This window comes from Candidatus Accumulibacter contiguus, assembly GCF_012940005.1.
Lineage (GTDB): Bacteria > Pseudomonadota > Gammaproteobacteria > Burkholderiales > Rhodocyclaceae > Accumulibacter > Accumulibacter contiguus.
Window position 1 is genome coordinate 1 of record NZ_SPMX01000134.1, and the last position, 603, is coordinate 603.

The window sequence follows — 603 nt, forward strand, 5'->3', positions numbered from 1 at the left end:
ACCAGAGCGGCTGCACGAGCAGACCGCGCAGCGTGTCGCCCGGCAGATGGCGAAGCTGCTGCCGGTCATCGAGCCGACCGCGTACATGAACGCCAAGGGCATCGAACCACAGCCCGGCGTCTTCACCGACCGCGAAGGCCAGAAAACCTACATCCCGGCCACCGACGTCGACGGCAAGCAATGGACGATGCAGTACATCCGCGAGGACGGTAGCAAGCGCTTCGCCAAGGACAGCCGCAAGGAGGTCTGCTTCCATGCGATCGGCGGCCTGGACGCGCTGGCCAAGGCACCCGTCCTGGTCATCGGAGAAGGCTACGCCACCGCCGGCAGCCTGTCACAAACGCTGGGCTTCGCGACCGTCGCCGCCTTCGACTCGGGGAATCTGGTGCCCGTCGCCAAGGCCCTGCACGAGAAGTACCCGGACAAACCGATCGTGATCGCCGGCGACGACGACAAGCACCTGGAAGCCACCCAGGGCGTGAACCCCGGCCGCAGCAAGGCCGAGGAAGCCGCCCGGGCGGTCGGCGGCAAGCTGCTACTGCCGATCTTCGCGCCCGGCGAGCAAGCCGCGAACCCCAAGGGCTTCACCGACTTCAATGACCT

Annotated in this window: 1 protein-coding gene; it reads left to right on the forward strand. The window is 67.0% G+C overall.

The genetic code is table 11. From position 1 onward, the window contains the following. The coding region (locus E4Q08_RS23605) for a toprim domain-containing protein (RefSeq protein ID WP_169072202.1) at positions 1-603 on the forward strand (603 nt) is incomplete at both ends.